Origin of the sequence: Cronobacter malonaticus LMG 23826 (assembly GCF_001277215.2) — a bacterium.
GTDB classification, from domain to species: Bacteria; Pseudomonadota; Gammaproteobacteria; order Enterobacterales; family Enterobacteriaceae; genus Cronobacter; species Cronobacter malonaticus.
This window is the reverse complement of record NZ_CP013940.1, coordinates 2807635-2824641: the sequence shown is the minus strand read 5'-3', so window position 1 is coordinate 2824641 and position 17007 is coordinate 2807635. Positions and strand designations below refer to the sequence as shown.

Below are 17007 nucleotides of genomic sequence, written 5' to 3'. Positions count from 1 at the left end.
GCCCCTCCCGGCGTTATGCCGGTATTACAAGGGGTTGTGGCAAAAGTGCGCGTGCATTCCCAGGCGGTCACCTGTTAACGAATAACGTTAGGCTCTTTCTCAGGAATAAGCGGCGCGCAGTAGCGCAATACGCTAGCGGGAATTGAAAAGGTGGAAGTCAAAACAGTTGCGGTGGGCGAACATCATAATATGGGTCGTCCGCCTGATATGTGGCATAAACCGATTATTATTTTCCATGTGATTATTACCTTTCACTAATTGAAAGCGTGGTCATTTTATCCATCATGAGAGGTTAATCTGTGAAAAGGATCAACAAAAACGCGCTGAACAAGAAATAATTAGTCGTCATTTATGCATAATGTAGAGTAGATCGCTGTCGGTTGTAAAGATGTAAGTCTCTGGTTAATAAACGGTGTTCATTATATTTCGGCAGAAATCCCTTCTTATTTCGATGACACAAAAAATAATAAATGAATAAAAATAAAGGAGGAGTGAAAAGCTATTCAGAATAAAAAGAGGGGGGGGGATTTAACGCCGCGCCAGACGTGACGCGGCCTCAGCGTTAAAGCATAAACCGGTAGCCGATGCCGGTTTCAGTCAACAGATGGCGCGGGCGCGCCGGATCGCTTTCCAGCTTCTGGCGCAGATGACCCATATAGATACGCAGATAGTGGCTATGCTCGACCGCGTTCGGCCCCCACACCTGGCTTAACAGTTGACGCTGGGTCAGTACTTTACCGGGGTTATTGAGCAGCACGCCCAGCAGCCGGAACTCAATCGGCGTCAGGTGGATCTCCTCCGCGCCGCGCGTGATGCGCCTTGCGGCCAGATCGACCGTAATATCGGAAAAGCGCACCACCGGGTCGCTCTGGCTTGCACTTCCGTGGCGGCGCAGGGCGACGCGCAGCCGCGCCTGCAACTCGCCGATGCCGAACGGCTTCGCGAGAAAATCATCGGCACCGGCATCGAGCGCCGCGATTTTGTCCTGCTCGTCGCTGCGTGCGGACAGGACAATCACCGGCGTCTGGCTCCACTGACGATAATCGCGGATGAAATCAATACCGTCGCCATCCGGCAGGCCAAGATCGAGGATCACCAGATCGGGCTTGCGGGTGGCGGCTTCAATCAGCCCGCGCTGTAGGGTTTCGGCGTCATAGACGCGCAGCCCTTCACTTTCCAGCGCGGTGCGCAGAAAGCGGCGGATCTCTTTTTCATCTTCGACTATCAGAACGCTAATCACATGACCTCGTGGATATCCAGTTCCGGGGGCGTTTCTTTGGGCAGCAGCACGTGAAAACTGGCGCCGCCTTCCGGGCGGTTACGGGCGTAAATCTCGCCGCCGTGCACCTCGACAATCGCCTGACAAATCGCCAGCCCCAGACCGACGCCGGGGATAGCGGATTCTTTATTGCCGCGAGCGAATTTAGCAAAGATAGCCTGTTCCTGACCAGCCGGAATACCGGGGCCATTATCCCAGACTTCCAGATCGAGCCGGTCGTCGCGCCAGCCCGTACGCACGCCTATCTGCGCCCGCGCGCCTGCGTATTTGGCGGCGTTCTCCAGAAGGTTAATCAGTACCCGTTCAAACAGCGGGCCGTCAACATGAATGAGTGTGAGCGGATCGCTAAGGCTGAGGTCGATGTGCCGCCCGCCGAGACCCGGCTCCAGCATCTTGAGCGCGCTACCCACCACTTCTTCGAGCGTCAGCCACTCTTTGCGCAGGTTAAAACCGCCAGACTGAATGCGCGCCATATCCAGCAGATTATTCACAAGCCTGGCGGTGTTCAGCACATGCTGGCGGATTTCGCTCGCCTGCGGCGCGTGTTTTGAGCCTTCGGATGCCAGATCGAGCGTCAGGATCTCTGCCTGGCCGAAGAGCACCGTCAGCGGCGTGCGCAGGTCATGAGAGAGCGCGGCCAGGAGCGAGTTGCGCAGCTGCTCGCGCTCGCTGGCGAGCCGCGCCTGTTCTTCGCTCTCGGTCAGAAAGAGCCGCTCCAGGGCGCTTGCCACCAGTAACGTGAAGGTTTCCAGCAGCCGCTGCTGTTCGGGGATCATCAGTTGGCGCAGATTGCTCGGCTCGACAATCACCAGCCCGAGCGTTTTCCCGGCGGTGCGCAGCGGTAAAATCTGGTACGGCACGCCGGGCAGGGTGTCGGTGCCCGCGCCGGCAGGCAAGCCTTTATCAAAGCTCCAGCGGGCGATGGCTTCATCCCAAGGGGTAATCTCTGAGAGCGGCTGCGGCGGTTGCAGCTTGCCGTGTTCGTCCGGCAGCAGCAGCAGGCCGCGGGCGTGAAAGGTAGAGGCGATGAACTGCTGGCTGGTGGCCGCGATATCGCGCGCGCTGCGGCCCACCGCCAGCGCTTTGGACATCTCATAAAGATGGCGGGTGCGCTGCTCGCGATAGCGCGCGATACGCGCCTGGTAGCGCACGCCCGCGGTCAGGTTGCCGATAATCAGCCCGACGCTCAGCATCACCGCGAAGGTAAGCAGATACTGAACGTCAGAGACCGCCAGCGTGCCGCGCGGGGCGATAAAAAAGAGATCAAAGCTCACCACGTTGATAACGGTCGCCACCACTGACGGCCAGCGGCCATAAAACAGCGCCACCAGCACTACGCCCAGCAGATAGACCATCACCAGGTTGGCGGCGTCAAACGCGATGAGCCACTGGTGCGCCACCAGCGTAATCAGCGCGCAGAGCGCTACGGCCACCGCACAGCCGCGCAGCTGTACCCGCCACTTTTCCATAAACGGGCGGTTATCGGCGGCTTTGGCGGTGGTGGGCGTCGGCTTGTCGTCCAGCGCGACAATCAGTAAATCGAGATCCGGCGCGTGGCGCGCGAGCCGCTCGGCGAACGTATCCTGGCTCCACCAGCGGCGTTTATTGCGCCGCCCGATGACGATTTTGCCGAGGTTATGCTCACGGGCGTAGCGCAGCACGGCTTTTTCCTCGACCGGGTCGGCGAGGGTGGCGGTTTCCGCGCCCAGCTCCTGGGCGAGATGCAGGGCGCTCAGAATCGCGCGGCGTGATGTTTCCGGTAGCCGGTGCAGACGCGGTGTTTCCACATACACCGCATGCCAGACGCTGCCAAGCCGCGCCGCCAGACGCGCGGCGGTGCGCACCAGTTTTTCGTTGCCCGCGCCCTGGCCGATGCACAGCAGGATGGCGTCGCGCGTGTGCCACACTTTCTCCTGGCCCTGGCGGTCGCGCCAGGCGCGCATCTGGTCATCCACGCGGTCGGCGGTACGGCGCAGCGCCAGCTCGCGCAGCGCGATAAGATTGCCTTTGCGAAAGAAATGCTCAATGGCGCGCTCCGCCTGGCCTGCGATATACACTTTGCCTTCATGCAACCGCTGGCGAAGATCGTCCGGCGGCAGATCCACCAGCACGATTTCATCCGCCGCATCGAAAATCGGGTCGGGCACGGTTTCGCGCACCTGAATGCCGGTGACGCCGCCCACCACGTCGTTGAGGCTCTCCAGATGCTGGACATTAACGGTGGTAAAGACGTCGATGCCCGCGTCGAGCAGTTCATCGACATCCTGCCAGCGCTTCGGGTGGCGCGAGCCGGGCGCGTTGCTGTGCGCCAGCTCATCCATCAGGATCAGCGCCGGGTTCCGGGCAAGCGCCGCGTCGAGATCGAACTCCTGCACCACGCGGCCCCGGTGATGAATACGCTTAAGGGGCTGGATAGCCAGCCCCTCAAGTAACGCCGCGGTCTCCTGGCGGCCGTGAGTTTCCACCACGCCCACCAGGATATCCAGCCCCTGCGCCCGCAGGCGCTGAGCCTCCTGCAACATGGCGTAGGTTTTCCCTACGCCTGCGCAGGCCCCGAAGAAGATTTTGAGTTTTCCGCGCGTTCGGCCCTGCGTCTGCACCAGCAGGCGGTCCGGGTCGGGGCGCATCGGCTCTTCGGTCATGATGGTTCCTTACGATTGCAGGGCGTCCAGCGCCATATTCAGTTTCAGCACATTAACCACCGGCTGGCCGAGGAAACCCGCGACAGGGGTTTCGGTAGTTTCACGGATAAGGCGTCCCACTTCCGCTTCAGAGATACCACGCTCCTTCGCCACGCGCGGGGCCTGCCAGAAGGCGGCCTGCGGCGAAATGCCGTAATCGAGACCGCTCGCGGACGCGGTGACCAGCTCCACCGGCACCGCCGCGTGGGCGTCCGGGTTGGCGGCGCGCAGCGCCTGCACGCGGGCCTGAACCTCTTTATCCAGCGCCGGGTTGCTGGCGGCAAAGTTACTGCCGCCGGAAGCCATTGGATTATAAGGCGCTTCGGCCGTCGCGGAAGGGCGGCCCTGGAAATATTTCGCCTCGCTGAACGCCTGGCCAATCAGGCGCGAGCCGCGCACCTCGTCATGCTGGCGGATAAGCGAGCCTTCCGCCTGGTCCTTAAACCACCACTGGCCGAGCACCGTGGTCGCCAGCGGATAGACGCCGCCGGTGAGTATCGTCAGGAAAACCAGCAGGGTGAGTGCGGGACGTAACATAGCCATAATGATTCCTTTTAAACCAGACCAAACAGCGTTAACAGCAGGTCGATGAGCTTGATGCCGATAAACGGCACCACCAGCCCGCCCAGACCGTAAATCCACAGGTTGCGGCGCAGCATCGCCGCCGCCGCGAGCGGCTTGTAGCTCACGCCTTTCAGCGCCAGCGGGATCAGAAAGACGATAATCAGCGCATTAAAAATAACGGCGCTGAGAATAGCCGAGGCAGGGGAGTGCAGATGCATCACGTTCAGCGCGTTAAGCTGCGGATAAGTCGCCGCGAACGCCGCCGGGATAATGGCGAAATATTTCGCCACGTCGTTGGCGATACTGAACGTCGTCAGCGAGCCGCGCGTCATCAGCATCTGTTTGCCGATGTGCACCACTTCGATGAGTTTGGTGGGGTTAGAGTCGAGATCCACCATGTTGCCCGCTTCTTTCGCCGCCTGGGTGCCGGAGTTCATCGCCACCGCCACATCGGCCTGAGCCAGCGCCGGGGCGTCGTTGGTGCCGTCGCCGGTCATCGCCACCAGCCGTCCTTCGGCCTGGTACTGGCGGATCAGCGCCAGTTTCGCTTCCGGCGTCGCTTCGGAGAGAAAATCGTCCACGCCCGCTTCGGCGGCGATGGCGGCCGCCGTCAGCCGGTTATCGCCGGTAATCATCACCGTCTTGATGCCCATTTTGCGCAACTGCGCGAAGCGCTCTTTGATGCCGCCTTTGACGATATCTTTCAGCGCGATAACGCCGAGCACCTGCGCGCCTTCGGCCACGACCAGCGGCGTACCGCCGGTACGCGCCACGCCTTCCACTAATGTGTCGACCTGCGCCGGGAACTGGCCGCCGTTGGCTTCTACGTGGCGGCGAATGGCGTCCACCGAGCCTTTACGGATCATCCGGTCCTGCACGTTGATGCCGCTCATGCGCGTCTGGGCGGTAAAGGGCACAAAGGTGGCCTGAAGACTCTGAACGTCGCGCTCGCGCAGGTTAAAGCGCTGCTTCGCCAGCACCACGATGCTGCGGCCTTCCGGCGTTTCATCGGCAAGCGATGCCAGCTGGGCGGCATCAGCCAGCGTTTTCTCATCCACGCCGGGGGCGGGCAGGAAGTCAGAGGCCTGACGGTTGCCGAGCGTGATGGTGCCGGTTTTATCGAGCAGCAGCACGTCCACATCGCCTGCGGCTTCCACCGCGCGGCCGCTGGTGGCGATAACGTTCGCGCCAAGCATCCGGCTCATGCCCGCCACGCCGATGGCCGAGAGCAGCCCGCCGATAGTGGTCGGGATCAGGCACACCAGCAGCGCCACCAGCACCGTCACGCTGACCGCCGTCCCGCCGTATTGCGAGAACGGGTAGAGCGTAGCGGTCGCCAGCAGAAAGACAATCGTCAGGGCCACCAGCAGAATGGTCAGCGCGATTTCGTTCGGCGTTTTGCGACGCTCGGCGCTCTCGACCATCGCAATCATACGGTCAAGGAACGTCTCGCCGGGGTTGACGCTGCACTGGATAACCAGCCAGTCGGAGAGAATACGCGTGCCGCCGGTCACCGAGGCGAAATCGCCGCCCGATTCACGGATAACCGGCGCGGATTCGCCGGTAATGGCGCTCTCATCCACCGACGCGCCGCCTTCGATGACTTCGCCGTCGCACGGGATAATATCGCCCGCTTCCACCAGCACGATATCGCCTTTGCGCAGATCGGCGGCGGGGATGTGATCCATCTGGGCGTCGTGATGCGGCGCGCGCAGTTTGCGGGCGAACGCGGTTTTTTTCACACCCTTCAGGCTGTTGGCCTGGGCTTTGCTGCGGCCTTCGGCCAGCGCTTCGGCGAAGTTCGCGAACAGCACCGTAAACCACAGCCACAGGCTGATGGCACCGGTAAACAGCGCCTCGCCGGGCAGTTTGCCGGCGGCAATCGCCAGGGCAATCAGCGTGGTCAGCAGGCTGCCGACCCAGACGATAAACATGACCGGGTTGCGCCACTGGGCGCGCGGACTCAGTTTTTTAAGAGCATCGAAAAGCGCCTGACGAACCAGCGAGGATTCAAACAGGGCCAGTTGCTTGCGACTCATGGATAGCGACTCCGCAATGGTCATTTCACAAGAGAAAGATGTTCCGCGACCGGGCCTAAGGCGAGGGCGGGGATAAACGTCAGGGCGCCAACCAGCAGCACCGTACCCGTCAGCAGGCCGATAAACAGCGCGCCGTGGGTGGGCAGCGTGCCGGGGCTTGCGGGCTGCGCTTTTTTGGCGGCGAGCGAGCCGGCTATCGCCATCACAGGAATAATGACCAGGAAGCGGCCAAACCACATGCAGAACGCCAGCAGCAGGTTCCAGAACGGCGTGTTGGCGCTGAGGCCGCCGAAGGCGCTGCCGTTGTTATTGGCGGCGGACGACACCGCGTAGAGCACTTCGCTGAAGCCGTGAATGCCGGGGTTGAACATGCCCGCCCGGCCCGCGTCGGTCATCATGGCGAGCGCGGTGCCGAGCAGCACCAGTGCAGGCGTCACCAGAATCGCCAGCGCGGTCATTTTCATCTCGCGCACGTCGATTTTCTTACCGAGGTATTCCGGCGTGCGGCCAATCATCAGGCCTGCGATAAACACGCCCAGCAGCACGAACAGCAGCATCCCGTACAGCCCGGAGCCGACGCCGCCGAAGACCACTTCGCCAATCTGCATCAGCCACATCGGGATCATGCCGCCGAGCGCGGTAAAGGAGTCATGCATGGCGTTTACCGCGCCGCAGGAGGCTGCCGTGGTGACGACCGCAAACAGGCTGCTCGCAAGAATGCCAAAGCGGCTCTCTTTGCCTTCCATATTGGCGGCGCTGTCAGCGCCGAGCGTCAGGAAGTGCGGGTTGCCCGTGGTTTCAGCCCACATCACCAGCGCCACGCAGACCACGAAAATCACCGTCATGGTCCAGAGAATGGCGCGGCCCTGACGCGCGTCGCCCACCGCATCGCCAAAGGCGAAGCAGAGCGCCGCCGGGATCAAGAAAATAGCCAGCATTTGCACGAAATTGGTGAGTGCGGTCGGGTTCTCAAAGGGGTACGAGGAGTTGGCGTTAAAGAAGCCGCCGCCGTTGGTGCCGAGCATTTTGATCGCCTCCTGCGACGCCACCGGCCCCATCGGCAGCATCTGCCGTGCGCCTTCCAGCGTGGTGAACGGCTGGTAGGCTGAGAAGTTCTGAATCGCGCCTTGCTGAATAAAGAACAGGGCGATAATCAGCGAAATGGGCATCAGCACCCACAGCGTGACGCGGGTGAGATCCTGCCAGGCGTTGCCAAGCGTGGTCGCCGACTGGCGCGCGAAGGCGCGGATCAGCGCAAACGCCACCGCAATGCCGGTCGCCGCCGAGAGGAAATTCTGCACCGCGAGGCCCGCCATCTGGCTGAAATAGCTGACGGTGCTTTCGCCCGCGTACGACTGCCAGTTGGTATTGGCGACGAAACTCACCGCGGTATTGAGCGCCAGATGCCAGGACATCCCCGGCAGGTTCTGCGGGTTCAGCGGCAGCACGCCCTGGCACATCAGAATAACGAACAGCAGCACCAGACCGAGCGTGTTAAATACCAGAATAGCCAGCAGGTAGCGCTTCCAGTCCATCTCTTCCTGACGAATGCCGAGCACGGCCCAGAGCGCGCGCTCCACGCCGCCCACGCCCGGCAAGGCTTCGCCGTTAATCAACCGGGCCAGCAGGCTGCCCAGCGGTTTCGCCAGCGCCATCAGCACCAGCAGGAAACTGGCGATAAGTAAAAATGCGGACGCCGCCATCAGAACGCCTCCGCATTAATCAGGGCATATACCAGATAGCCCAGTAACAGGAAAACCAGCACGATGCCGGTTATCAGGCCTGCACTCACAATCCACCTCCAGTGGGATTTTTTGAATATGTGCAGAGGGTAGGGATTCGGGCGTAAAGGTTTCGCAAAAATCGCGAAGCGGGGTGTAAAAAAAATATAAAAATGGCAAAAGCCATGATTTAACTGCAGGTTAGTATTTATTTAACCGTTTTGTAACTTATTTACGATATCAATTGTAAAGATGGTAAGAATTCACCCTAAAAGCTGGTCGGATGAGTAGTAAAATTACAGGCAAAGCGATACAATTTTAACCAGCTCACAAAATCCGGTTTCCGGCCTTGATTGCCGGGCATGTTAAGTTAAGGGGGAAAAACCTATGTCTTTATATAAAAAATATCCTGCGCATCAGGTCTTCCTGCGTCGCGCGTTAGTGCTCCTGGTCGGCATTGCGGCCCTGCCGGTGATGCTGTTCTGGAAAGACCGTTCGCGTTTTTACAGCTATCTGCATCGCGTGTGGTCGAAAACCAGCGATCAGCCGGTATGGATGGCGCAGGCGGAACAAACCGCCAGCTATTTCTACTGATTCGCGCGACTCCCTGAAAAACCGCTCACAAAGAGCGGTTTTTTTATGCCTGCGACATCCCTCGCCGCTGCGTTTTTCGCTGTCATCAGACTGGTGTTAACAGGCCGCCTCTGGCTACACTGAGAGTGTATAAAAATGAGGATGGCCGAATGAGTATAAAAATCCCTGTTGGCATTAGCGCCTGTCTTTTAGGGGAAAATGTGCGTTTCGACGGCGGCCATAAACGGCTCGCCTTTGCGGTGGAAGAGCTGGCCCCCTGGGTGAAATATGAGCCTGTCTGCCCGGAGATGGCGGTCGGCCTGCCGGTGCCGCGCCCGGCGCTGCGCCTGGTGAAAACCGACGACGGCCTGGCGCTGCGCTTTAGCGATAAGCGCGAAGGGGATTTAACCGCTGAGATGCAGACCTTTTCGCGCGAGCGCGTCAGCCGTCTGGATCACCTGTGCGGTTATATCGTCTGCGCCAAATCGCCAAGCTGCGGCATGGAGCGCGTGCGCGTCTACGATGCCGACGGTAAAAACAACCGTAAAGCCGGCCGCGGCATTTATACCGAAATCCTGATGAACGCGCTGCCGTGGCTGCCGGTGGAAGAGGACGGACGTTTGCACGATCCGGCTATTCGCGAAAACTTCGTTGAGCGCATTTATACGCTGCATGAACTTCACGCGCTGCGCGCCGAAGGGCTGACGCGTGGCAATCTCATCGCCTTCCACAGCCGCTACAAACTGCTGCTGCTGGCGCACTCGCAGCCGCTCTACCGTGAGCTGGGTCGCTTTGTGGCCGCTATCGACCAGTGGGATTCGCTGGAGGCGTTTTTCGACGAGTACCGCCTGCGCCTGATGACGCTGCTCTCTATTCATGCGACCCGCCGCAACCACACCAACGTGTTGATGCACGTGCAGGGCTATTTCCGCAACCAGCTCAACGGACGTCAGCGCCAGGAGCTTTCCGCGCTTATCGACCGCTACCGCCAGGGCACGCAGCCGCTGCTGGCACCGGTGACGCTGCTTAAGCACTACATGGCGGAATACCCTGACGCTTATCTTGATCAACAACGCTACTTCGAGCCGTACCCGGAAGCGCTGCGCCTGCGCTATGGCCGTTAAACAAGGAGTGTTATGACCACGCATCTGGTCTGGTTTCGCGCGGATCTGCGCGTCAACGACAATCTGGCGCTCGCCGCCGCCTGCCGGGACCCCGACGCGCGGGTCATCGGCCTGTTTATCGCAACCCCGCAGCAGTGGCGCGATCACACCCTCGCGCCGCGTCAGGCCGCGTTTATTCACCAAAACCTGGAAGCCCTGCAACAGGCGCTGGCGAAGCGTGGCATTGCGCTGTTTACGCGCGAGGCGCCCGATTTCGCCGCCGCCGTTGACGCGCTGGCCGCGTTTTGCGACGAACAGCAGGTTTCCGCACTTTTTTACAACTATCAGTATGAGCTGAACGAAGCCCGGCGCGACGCCGCCGTTGAGCGCAGGCTGGAGGGCCGCGTCGCCTGTCCGGGCTTTGACGACAGCGTAATGCTGCCGCCCGGAAGCGTCGTTACCGGCAACGGCGAGATGTATAAAGTGTTCACACCTTACAGCCGGGCATTTTTACGCCGTCTCGGCGAAGGATTACCGGCCTGCGTCAGTGCGCCGAAGCCGCGTAACGGCGGCGCGATAACCGATGTGCCTGCGCTTGCGCCGTTCGATTACCCGTGTGAGACGCCGGACGCGCTGCTGTTCCCGGCAGGCGAAGAGGCCGCGCTTAAACGCCTGCGGGAGTTTTGCCAGACGGCCGCGGACGACTACCAGGAAAAGCGCGATTTCCCGGCGATTCGCGGCACCAGTTTATTGTCGCCGTATCTCGCCATCGGCGTGCTGTCGCCGCGCCAGTGCCTGCATCGTCTGTTAACCGAACACCCGCGCGCGCTGGAAGGCGGCAGCGGGGCGGTGTGGTTGAATGAGCTTATCTGGCGCGAATTCTACCGGCATTTGATCGTCGCCTGGCCGCACCTGTGCCGCCATCAGCCGTTTATCGACTGGACGGCGCGGGTGGCGTGGCAGCAGAGCGACGCGCATTTTCAGGCGTGGTGCGAAGGCAACACGGGTTATCCGATTGTCGATGCCGCCATGCGCCAGATGAACGCCACGGGCTGGATGCACAACCGGCTGCGGATGATCACCGCGAGCTTTCTGGTCAAAGACTTACTGGTCGACTGGCGGCGCGGCGAACGCTATTTTATGTCGCAGTTAATCGACGGCGATTTTGCCGCCAACAACGGCGGCTGGCAGTGGGCGGCCTCCACCGGCACCGACGCCGCGCCCTATTTCCGTATCTTCAACCCCACCACGCAGGGGCAGCGGTTTGACGCTGAGGGCGAGTTTATCCGCCGCTGGGTGCCGGAACTGAGCCATATTCCCGGCAAGGCGGTGCATGAGCCGCATCTGTGGGCGAAGAAAAACGGCAAGGCGCTGCGTTATCCGCAGCCGATTGTCGATCACAAACAGGCGCGCGTCGCGACGCTCGCGGCGTACGAAGCGGCCCGCAAGGAATAAGAGAGAGACCATGAAAAACAGCGAACTGGAACAACTGATCAACGACAAGCTCAACAGCGCGACGTTCAGCGACTACGCTCCGAACGGCTTGCAGGTTGAGGGCCGCGATGAGGTGCGCAAAATCGTCGCCGGCGTTACCGCAAGCCAGGCGCTGCTCGACGAAGCGGTGCGCCTGGAGGCGGACGCGGTGATCGTCCATCACGGCTATTTCTGGAAGGGCGAATCGCCTGTGGTGCGCGGCATGAAGCGCAACCGCCTGAAAACGCTGCTCACTAATGATATTAACCTCTACGGCTGGCATCTGCCGCTCGATGCGCATCCGCAGCTTGGCAATAACGTCCAGCTCGCGCAGCTGCTCGGCATTGAAGTGAAGGGCGAGATCGAGCCGCTGGTGCCGTGGGGCGAGCTGTCGATGGCGGTGTCAGGCCCGGAGTTCGCCTCCTGGCTTGAAGCGCGTCTGGGCCGTCGTCCGCTGTGGTGCGGCGATACCGGGCCTGATCTGATTAAGCGCGTCGCCTGGTGTACCGGCGGCGGACAGAGCTTTATCGATAGCGCGGCGCGTTTCGGCGTTGACGCCTTTATCACTGGCGAAGTGTCTGAGCAGACCATCCACTCGGCGCGCGAGCAGTCGCTGCACTTCTATGCGGCAGGCCACCACGCCACCGAGCGCGGCGGCATTCGCGCGCTTAGCGAATGGCTGAATGAAACCACCGATCTGGACGTGACCTTTATCGATATCCCGAACCCGGCTTAACCCACTCAGGAGAGGAAAACGTGCAGCGAGCCCGTTGTTATCTGTTAGGCGAAAGCGCCGTGGTACTGGAGCTGGAGCCGCCCGTCACGCTTGCCAGCCAGCAGCGCATCTGGGGGCTGGTGCAGCGCCTCGCGGACGTGCCCGCTGTGGTGGAAGTCATTCCTGGCATGAATAACATTACCGTGATGCTGCGGGAACCCGGCACGATGGCGCTGGACGCTATCGAGCGGCTGCAACGCTGGTGGGAGGAGAGCGAGGCGATCATTCCCGACGCGCGGCGCATTGAAATCCCGGTGGTGTACGGCAAAGACGCCGGGCCGGATCTGTCGGTGGTCGCGAACCACGCCGGGCTAAGTGAGAAACAGGTGGTTGAAATGCATGCGCAGGTCGACTACGTGGTCTATTTCATCGGCTTTCAGCCAGGCTTTCCGTATCTCGGCGGGCTGGCACCGGAGCTTGCCACGCCGCGTCGCGCTGAGCCGCGCCTTCAGGTACCCGCGGGCTCGGTTGGCATCGGCGGCAGCCAGACGGGCATCTATCCGCTGCCTACGCCTGGCGGCTGGCAGATTATCGGCCACACCTCGCGCGCGCTGTTTGATCCGCACAGTAACCCGCCGGGCCTGCTCGCGCCGGGCGACACGGTACGCTTTGTGCCGCAAAAGGAGGGCGTATGCTGAAGATTATTCGCGCAGGCATGCACGCCACCATTCAGGATGGCGGCCGTTTTGGGCTGCGCCAGTACGGCGTGAGCCAGTGCGGCGCGCTGGATGGCCCGTCGCTGCACATCGCCAACCTGCTGGTGGGCAATGATCCTGATGCGGCGGCGCTGGAGATAACACTCGGTCAGTGCGTGGTGGAGTTCACCGAAGACACCTGGTTTGCGCTCACCGGCGCGGGCTGCGACGCGACGCTTAACGAACGCGCCGTCTGGACCGGCTGGCGGCTGCGCGCCCGTGCGGGCGAGCGCCTGAGCCTCAAACTACCGCGCCGCGGTATGCGCAGCTATCTGGCGCTGGCGGGCGGTTTCGATGTGCCGGAAGTCATGGGTTCGCGCAGTACCGATGTGAAAACGGGCCTCGGTGGTTTTGAAGGACGCCCCCTGCGCGACGGCGACGTGCTGCCCCTGAATACGCCCACGCGCCATTTCCGCGAGGCGCGCGGCGTGAAGCAACTGCTGTGGGGCAACCGCATTCGCGCGCTGCCGGGGCCGGAGTATCACGAATTCAGCGAGGCGTCGAAAGAAGCCTTCTGGCGCACGCCGTGGCAGCTAAGCCCGCAGAGTAACCGCATGGGTTACCGGCTGCACGGCCATGTGCTGGAGCGCACCACCAGACGCGACCTGGTGTCTCACGGTCTGCTGCCGGGCGTAGTGCAGGTGCCGCACGGCGGCCAGCCCATCGTGCTGATGAATGACGCCCAGACCACCGGCGGCTACCCGCGCATCGCGTGTGTCATCGACGCCGATCGCTATAACCTCGCGCAGCTGCGCCTCGGCGAGCCGGTTCACTTCGTGCAATGCTCCATCGAAGAGGCGCTGGAAGCGCGCAGCGACCGGGCGCGTTATCTGCAACAACTGGCATGGCGGCTTAACGATGAAGATTGATCTCAACGCCGATCTCGGCGAGGGCTGCGGCAACGACGCGCAGCTGATGCCGCTCATTAGCTCGGCCAATATCGCCTGCGGCTTCCACGCGGGCGATGCGCAGACCATGCGCGAGAGCGTGCGGCTGGCGCTGGCGCACGGCGTGGCGATTGGCGCGCATCCGGGCTTCGCGGATCGTGAAAACTTCGGGCGTACGGCGATGCAGCTGCCGCCAGAGACGATTTACGCCGAAACGCTTTATCAGGTCGGCGCGCTCGCGGCTATCGCCCGCGCCGAAGGCGGCAGGCTGGCGCACGTGAAGCCGCACGGCATGCTCTATAACCAGGCGGCGAAAAACGCGGCGCTTGCCGACGCCATCGCGCAGGCGGTGAAGGATGTTGATGCGTCGCTGATTCTGGTGGGGCTGGCGGGCAGCGAGCTTATCCGCGCGGGCGCGCGTTATCGGCTCGCCACGCGCGAAGAGGTCTTCGCCGATCGCGGTTATCTGGCCGACGGCGCGCTGGTGCCCCGCAGCGAGCCGGGCGCGTTGATTGAAGATGACGACGAGGCGGTGTCGCGCACGCTGATGATGGTGCAGGAAGGGCGGGTGCGCAGCCGCGACGGGACGTGGGCGACAGTCAATGCCCAGACGGTTTGCCTGCACGGCGACGGCGCGCACGCGCTGGCGTTCGCGCGCCGGTTACGCGAGGCGTTCGACGCGCGCCAGATTCAGGTCAGCGCGTAACTCAGAGCGATGCCGCCGCCCGCGCGGCGGTGTCGTAAAGCGAGGCGATGGTGCGCAGCAGTTGGGCCGTTTCACCAATCGCCGCGCCCGGTATTCCGCTCTCGGCCTGAATCGCGATAAGACACGCCTCGCGCACGTCGCGGTATTTCATACACAGCGCTTTACCTTCCTCTGTCGTCGAAAAATAGAGCTCTTTACCCACCTTTTCACTGGTGACATACCCGGCCTTCACCAGCTTTTTCAGCGCATAGGTCACGATATGCGTGTCTTCCACGTTGAGCACAAAGCAGATATCCGCGAGCTTTTTCTTGCGGTTGCGGTGGTTAACGTGATGCAACAGCGAGACATCAAACGCGCCCATATCCGGCTCGCCCGCCGCCGTCATGCAGCGCACCATCCATTTATTAAAGGCGTTGCTGGTCATGATCAGCGCGTACTCCAGCTCCGATAATTCCGCGCAACGCTCCGACACCAGATGGCGGGACGACACAATGCGCCCGTCGGCAATATCGTCGTTATCAGTTGATACAACAGCTTTTTTACGGCTCATGGCGTCCCTTACGCTTTTGGGGGTATTGGCAAAAACTATAAAACGTCACCGACAAAATAAAAACATTTTATTGATAAATTGTTTACATAATTTCACCGTTCAGATATAGCTTTTCGGTCAGGTTCTGCACGTTCACAGCGCCTCTCACACAACAACGTTCGCCGCAATGCCCACGCTTCGCCACTGGCGAAGGAGCAGAATAGCCTTCGGCGTGCAACGCTCACTTTGGAAAGGGTAACAATGTATGGACGGTTCCTCTCTGTTGCCGCTCATCGGTATTCCGGTGGTGGTTATCGGTTTCGCGCTGCGTTTTAACCCACTGCTGGTGGTGGTGGTCGCCGGGCTGACGACCGGGCTTACCGTCGGCATGGATTTCGGCATGCTGCTGGAAACCTTCGGTGAAAAGTTCGTCAACAGCCGCTCGCTCGCGACTTTCATTCTGATCCTGCCGGTCATTGGCCTGCTGGAGTATTACGGCCTGAAAGAGCGCGCCCAGGCATGGGTGGCGAAAATCGCCAGCGCCACCTCGGCGCGTATTCTGATGCTCTATTTCGTGGTGCGTGAAGGCACCGCGGCGCTCGGGCTGATGTCGCTTGGCGGCCACGCCCAGACCGTGCGCCCGTTGCTGGCACCCATGGCGGAAGGCGCGGCGCTTAATGAATATGGCGAGCTGCCTGCGCACATCCGCGACAAAATTAAAGCCCACGCTGCCGCCTGCGACAATATCGCGGTGTTTTTCGGTGAAGATATTTTCATCGCCTTCGGCGCGGTACTGCTGATTGACGCGTTCCTGAAAGAGAACGGCATTCCTGGCATTGAGCCGCTGCATATCGGCCTGTGGGCCATTCCGACCGCGATTGCGGCTCTGATTATCCATATGGCGCGCCTGCTGCGCTTAGACGCCAGCATTCGCCGCGAGGTGTTGGCCTGGCGCGCAGAGCAGGGCAATCAGGAGGCCGCGCAATGAGTACGTTGCTGACCATTAACCGCGTCTACTACCTGATTGGTTTTATCGTCATGCTGCTGGTGGTGATGACGCTTCGCGATCGTGGTAATCCGAAACGCTTTACCACCGCGCTGTTCTGGTTCCTGTTCGGCGGGATTTTTCTTTTCGGCGATCTGCTGGTGCAGGAACTGGGCCGCTCGCTGGCCTACCGCATTATCGGCGGCGCGGTGATTGTTATCGCGCTGCTGGCGGGCTTTGGGCTGGTCGGGAAGGGGCACTATAAAATGTCCACCGAGGAGGAGCGCGAGGCGTCGTCCCAGCGTCTGGGCAACTGGCTGTTTCTGCCGGCGCTGCTGATCCCGGTGGTGACGGTGATTGGCACGCTGTTTATGAAGGGCGTCTCGGTGGGCGGTGTGTTCCTGCTGGATCAAAAACAGCTGACGCTCGCCGCGCTGTGCGTGGCGTGTGTCGCGGCGCTGCTGGTGGGCTGGTGGCTCACGCACGGCACGCCGCTGCATGCGATTCGCCAGTCGCGCCGTCTGGTGGATACCATCGGCTGGGCGGTGATCCTGCCGCAGATGCTGGCGATGCTCGGCGGGGTGTTTGTCGCCGCCGATACCGGCACGGCGGTGCAGCGCGTGGTGAGCCTGTTCGTCGACCCGGAAAATCGCTTTATGCTGGTGGTTATCTACTGCATCGGCATGGCGCTGTTCACGATGATTATGGGTAACGCGTTTGCGGCGTTCCCGGTGCTGAGCGCGGGCATCGCGCTGCCGCTGTTGATTAACCATCACCACGGCGACCCGGCACCGCTGCTGGCCATCGGCATGTACGCGGGCTACTGCGGCACGCTGATGACGCCGATGGCGGCGAATTTCAATATCGTTCCCGCCGCGCTGCTGGAGCTGAAAGACAAATATCAGGTGATAAAAATTCAGATCCCGACGGCGCTGACGCTGCTGTTGGTGAACGTTTTCCTGATGTATTTCATCGTATTTCGCTAAGGCCCACTAAG

General features: G+C 61.2%; 17 protein-coding genes. 9 read left to right on the top strand and 8 right to left on the bottom strand.

Features of this window, described 5'->3' with window-relative positions; all coding sequences use genetic code 11:
- Positions 1-132: 132 nt before the first annotated feature.
- From speFL to kdpF, 7 genes are all read right to left on the bottom strand, one after another.
- Positions 133-237, bottom strand: coding sequence for a leader peptide SpeFL (gene speFL / locus AFK66_RS22410; protein ID WP_105874755.1), 105 nt, complete (start codon positions 235-237; stop codon positions 133-135).
- A 325-nt stretch (positions 238-562) separates the two neighbouring features.
- Positions 563-1240, bottom strand: a complete 678-nt coding sequence (gene kdpE / locus AFK66_RS13310) for a two-component system response regulator KdpE (RefSeq protein ID WP_007781870.1) — start codon at positions 1238-1240, stop codon at positions 563-565.
- A complete protein-coding gene (gene kdpD, locus AFK66_RS13305; RefSeq protein ID WP_023899146.1) occupies positions 1237-3921 on the bottom strand; it encodes a two-component system sensor histidine kinase KdpD in 2685 nt (894 codons plus the stop codon). Before kdpD ends, kdpE begins: the two co-directional genes overlap by 4 nt.
- Before the next feature lie 9 nt (positions 3922-3930).
- A complete protein-coding gene (gene kdpC, locus AFK66_RS13300) occupies positions 3931-4503 on the bottom strand; it encodes a potassium-transporting ATPase subunit KdpC (RefSeq protein ID WP_032968008.1) in 573 nt (190 codons plus the stop codon).
- 11 nt (positions 4504-4514) lie between these two features.
- Entirely contained in the window at positions 4515-6563 is a 2049-nt protein-coding gene (gene kdpB / locus AFK66_RS13295) for a potassium-transporting ATPase subunit KdpB (RefSeq protein WP_023899145.1), read from the bottom strand.
- A 20-nt stretch (positions 6564-6583) separates the two neighbouring features.
- Complete coding sequence (kdpA, locus tag AFK66_RS13290; protein WP_007781882.1) at positions 6584-8266, bottom strand: potassium-transporting ATPase subunit KdpA; 1683 nt, start codon at positions 8264-8266, stop codon at positions 6584-6586.
- Positions 8266-8355, bottom strand: a complete 90-nt coding sequence (gene kdpF, locus AFK66_RS21540; protein ID WP_015386886.1) for a K(+)-transporting ATPase subunit F — start codon at positions 8353-8355, stop codon at positions 8266-8268. The genes kdpA and kdpF overlap by 1 nt, the downstream gene beginning before the upstream one ends.
- 316 nt (positions 8356-8671) lie before the next feature.
- Here kdpF and AFK66_RS13285 point away from each other — a divergent pair, with 316 nt between their 5' ends.
- The 7 genes from AFK66_RS13285 (at position 8672) to pxpA (ending at position 14496) form a co-directional block, all read left to right on the top strand.
- Entirely contained in the window at positions 8672-8878 is a 207-nt protein-coding gene (locus tag AFK66_RS13285) for a YbfA family protein (RefSeq protein ID WP_004387164.1), read from the top strand.
- Between the two features lie 149 nt (positions 8879-9027).
- Complete coding sequence (locus AFK66_RS13280) at positions 9028-9981, top strand: YbgA family protein (protein ID WP_007781887.1); 954 nt, start codon at positions 9028-9030, stop codon at positions 9979-9981.
- A gap of 12 nt (positions 9982-9993) precedes the next feature.
- Positions 9994-11415, top strand: a complete 1422-nt coding sequence (phrB, locus tag AFK66_RS13275) for a deoxyribodipyrimidine photo-lyase (protein ID WP_038882549.1) — start codon at positions 9994-9996, stop codon at positions 11413-11415.
- A 10-nt stretch (positions 11416-11425) separates the two neighbouring features.
- Positions 11426-12169, top strand: a complete 744-nt coding sequence (locus AFK66_RS13270; RefSeq protein ID WP_007781893.1) for a type 2 GTP cyclohydrolase I — start codon at positions 11426-11428, stop codon at positions 12167-12169.
- Positions 12170-12189: 20 nt separating this feature from the next.
- Entirely contained in the window at positions 12190-12846 is a 657-nt protein-coding gene (gene pxpB / locus AFK66_RS13265) for a 5-oxoprolinase subunit PxpB (RefSeq protein ID WP_007781895.1), read from the top strand.
- Positions 12840-13772 carry a 5-oxoprolinase subunit PxpC gene (pxpC, locus tag AFK66_RS13260; protein WP_023899140.1) on the top strand — a complete coding sequence of 311 codons (933 nt, stop codon included), beginning with the start codon at positions 12840-12842 and terminating at the stop codon, positions 13770-13772. The genes pxpB and pxpC overlap by 7 nt, the downstream gene beginning before the upstream one ends.
- Entirely contained in the window at positions 13762-14496 is a 735-nt protein-coding gene (gene pxpA / locus AFK66_RS13255; protein ID WP_007781898.1) for a 5-oxoprolinase subunit PxpA, read from the top strand. Before pxpC ends, pxpA begins: the two co-directional genes overlap by 11 nt.
- A gap of 1 nt (position 14497) precedes the next feature.
- Here pxpA and AFK66_RS13250 read toward each other — a convergent pair whose 3' ends face one another.
- Entirely contained in the window at positions 14498-15046 is a 549-nt protein-coding gene (locus AFK66_RS13250) for a winged helix DNA-binding protein (protein ID WP_007781901.1), read from the bottom strand.
- Positions 15047-15290: 244 nt separating this feature from the next.
- Between AFK66_RS13250 and AFK66_RS13245 the strand changes: the two genes are divergently transcribed.
- Positions 15291-16013, top strand: coding sequence for a DUF969 domain-containing protein (locus tag AFK66_RS13245; protein WP_004386657.1), 723 nt, complete (start codon positions 15291-15293; stop codon positions 16011-16013).
- Entirely contained in the window at positions 16010-16996 is a 987-nt protein-coding gene (locus AFK66_RS13240) for a DUF979 domain-containing protein (RefSeq protein ID WP_007781904.1), read from the top strand. The genes AFK66_RS13245 and AFK66_RS13240 overlap by 4 nt, the downstream gene beginning before the upstream one ends.
- Positions 16997-17007 lie beyond the last annotated feature (11 nt).